3 protein-coding genes are annotated in these 2300 nt (G+C 68.0%); all 3 read right to left on the bottom strand.

Going from position 1 to position 2300, the window contains the following annotated elements; genetic code table 11:
* Nucleotides 1-125: 125 nt before the first annotated feature.
* From MJ783_RS05350 to MJ783_RS05340, 3 genes are read right to left on the bottom strand one after another with little or no spacing between them, the layout of a single operon-like run.
* On the bottom strand, nucleotides 126-347 hold the full coding sequence (locus MJ783_RS05350) for a hypothetical protein (protein ID WP_239308805.1): 222 nt from the start codon (nucleotides 345-347) through the stop codon (nucleotides 126-128).
* A gap of 7 nt (nucleotides 348-354) precedes the next feature.
* On the bottom strand, nucleotides 355-699 hold the full coding sequence (locus tag MJ783_RS05345) for a 2Fe-2S iron-sulfur cluster-binding protein (RefSeq protein WP_239308804.1): 345 nt from the start codon (nucleotides 697-699) through the stop codon (nucleotides 355-357).
* On the bottom strand, nucleotides 684-2087 hold the full coding sequence (locus tag MJ783_RS05340) for an SRPBCC family protein (protein WP_239308803.1): 1404 nt from the start codon (nucleotides 2085-2087) through the stop codon (nucleotides 684-686). The genes MJ783_RS05345 and MJ783_RS05340 overlap by 16 nt, the downstream gene beginning before the upstream one ends.
* Nucleotides 2088-2300 lie beyond the last annotated feature (213 nt).

Here is a 2300-nt window from a genome sequence, read left to right as displayed (position 1 = left end):
GAGAAGCTGGCCCGCACCCAGCTCGGGCACTGCTCGTTCGGTGAGCGTGAAGTCCTCGGGCGCCGGTCCGCCCGGACCGGGACGGCGGGCCAGCGTCACCACCCGAGTGTGGCGCCCGGCGGTGCTCATGGCGGGGTTTTCCCGTCCCGCGGCCGGGCGCGGCGGCCGACCCAGCCGGTGATCTGCAGGTCCGCGTGACGGATCTCGCCCGACTGCCAGCGGCCCTCGGAGTCGAACAGGCCGCGCTGGCCGGTCATCGGGTCGTGGACCTCGACCAGCCCGGTGTCGGTCAGCGTGTACACCTGTTTGGTGATCGGATGAGTCAGGCTCATGGGTTTTGCGTTCACCGCACGTTCACAGCTCCTCCAGGCCGCGCAGTTCCTCCACACGGCGTACGCCGCGCTTGACGACCACGACCGGGCCGGTCACACGCAGCCGGCAGGCCAGCCGGAGGCGCCCGTCCGCCTCCGGACCGATGGCGGTCAGCCCCTCCTGTTCACGATCGTCAACGGGGCCGCAGTTGTCGGCCCCCGCGCTGACCCGCAGCACGCAGATACGGCAGGTGCCGAGCCCGCCGCAGACGGTCGGCCACCACAGGCCGTGCCGCCGGGCGGCGCTGAAGACGGTCTCGCTCTCGGCCACGGCCAGCACGATGCCGGACGGCGTTACCGTCACCTGAGCGGTCAGCGTGACATCCACGTGTCGAGCAGATGGTGAAAGTGCCGGATGCGGCTTTCCTGATAGTCCGCGAGCGTTATGCCTGGTTTGCGGGTCGCCTTCAGGCCCTGCTGGACGAACGGCAGGTTGGCGAGGTCCTGGTCGAAGACCGGGCCCAGCAGACCGAGTTCGGCAACGTCCGCCATGTTCATGCCCGCGGGCACCCATCGGATCTTCGCCGGGGCCGGGCGCGGGGTGCCCTTGGGCCATCCCGACAGGAAGAAGATTTCGGCAACACAACGGTCGGGGTCGTTACCGTAGGGCCGGAACCGATAGACGATATTCGATTTTTTCCCCGCCCAGGGGTGGAAGTTCGGGAAGAGAATATAGTTGACCGCGTCCAGCAGCTCGCTGTCGGTGACCTCCGCGTAGCTCTCGCCGGAGAGCGCGCTCAACTGGGCGCGCATCTGGTCGGCGAGCACCGCGCGGGCCGTGCCACCGGCTGGGATCTCCGGCAGGTCGCCGCCAGCCGCGGTGAGGTCCCGGCCCTGGGTCGAGGCGTAGAAGCCGCGTGAGAAGTAGAAGCTCTCCAGGACATCCTCTTCGGTCACGCCGCCCGCCAGATGCGGGCTCGGCACGCCCTGCACGGTGATCGTGCGGTCCCAGTTGGCGCTGGCCACCACGTCGTACTGGGAGTTGGCGTCGCCCATCCAGGCCAGTAGCTGCGGGTGGGTGCCGATCACGTGGAAGGCCTCCATGAAGGCCTCCTGCCCGATCTTCCAGTTGCAGGGCAGGACCTTCGCGATGTGTAACGAGGTATAACGGTCTTCCAGCGGCCACCGGGTGAAGTGGTCCGGCAGGTCGCCGGCGAAGGTCTCGAACGGCTCGCTGTGGGGATCCATGTTGATGAAGACAAAGCCGCCCCAGGTGGCGACCCTCGCCTCGGGCAGGCTGAATTTCTCCCGGTCGACGTGGGGGAAGTCCCAGGCGCACGGGATGCTCTTGAGGGTGCCGTCGATGTTCCAGGTGAACCCGTGGAATGGGCAGCGGAACTCCGGAACGTGCCCGCTGGTGGTGCGCAGCTTGCGCCCGCGGTGCAGGCAGGCGTTGACGAAGGCCCGGATCTCGGTCGGGGCGGTCCGCACGATCAATAGCGAGTCGTCGGCGATCTCGTAGATCTCGTGGTCACCGACCTCGGGGATGTCCTCCTCCCGGCAGGCGAACTGCCAGACTCGCCGCCAGAGCTTCTCGACCTCCAGGCGATGCCAGGCGGGGGAGATGTAGCGCTCGGCATCGATATCCTCGTTGCCGAGGTACTCGTTCACGGTGAGCCGCAGGACGCTGGGCACGGGCCGGGTGTCCGCGGCGAGGTAGTCCTGAGCGGACGGGCCGGGGCAACGGGCGCGGGTGCCGGGCTCCTGCGTGACCATGACGCCTCCCGAAGTTTCTTGTGTCTGGCTATAGTAACCGGTCGCCAGGCGCCAGGCAGGAGATCACACCGGAATCCCTCCGGCCGGAATACGCTGCGGGGCCTGCGGCCATGCCAGCTGGCTGGGTGGGGAACGCCCTATGGCTGGTGGTCGATGAGGATCGGTTCCTCGGTGACAGTGATGGTGTCTCCCGGTTGGACGGCGGTTGTACTG

The sequence above is a fragment of the Protofrankia sp. Cj3 genome, assembly GCF_917627355.1.
Lineage (GTDB): Bacteria > Actinomycetota > Actinomycetes > Frankiales > Frankiaceae > Protofrankia.
This window is presented reverse-complemented; position numbering and strand designations above follow the sequence as displayed.

Bases quoted from the DNA above. Each gene is read 5' to 3' on its own strand.
- MJ783_RS05340 (WP_239308803.1), bottom strand. From the start codon at position 2,087: ATGGTCACGCAGGAGCCCGGCACCCGCGCCCGTTGCCCCGGCCCGTCC.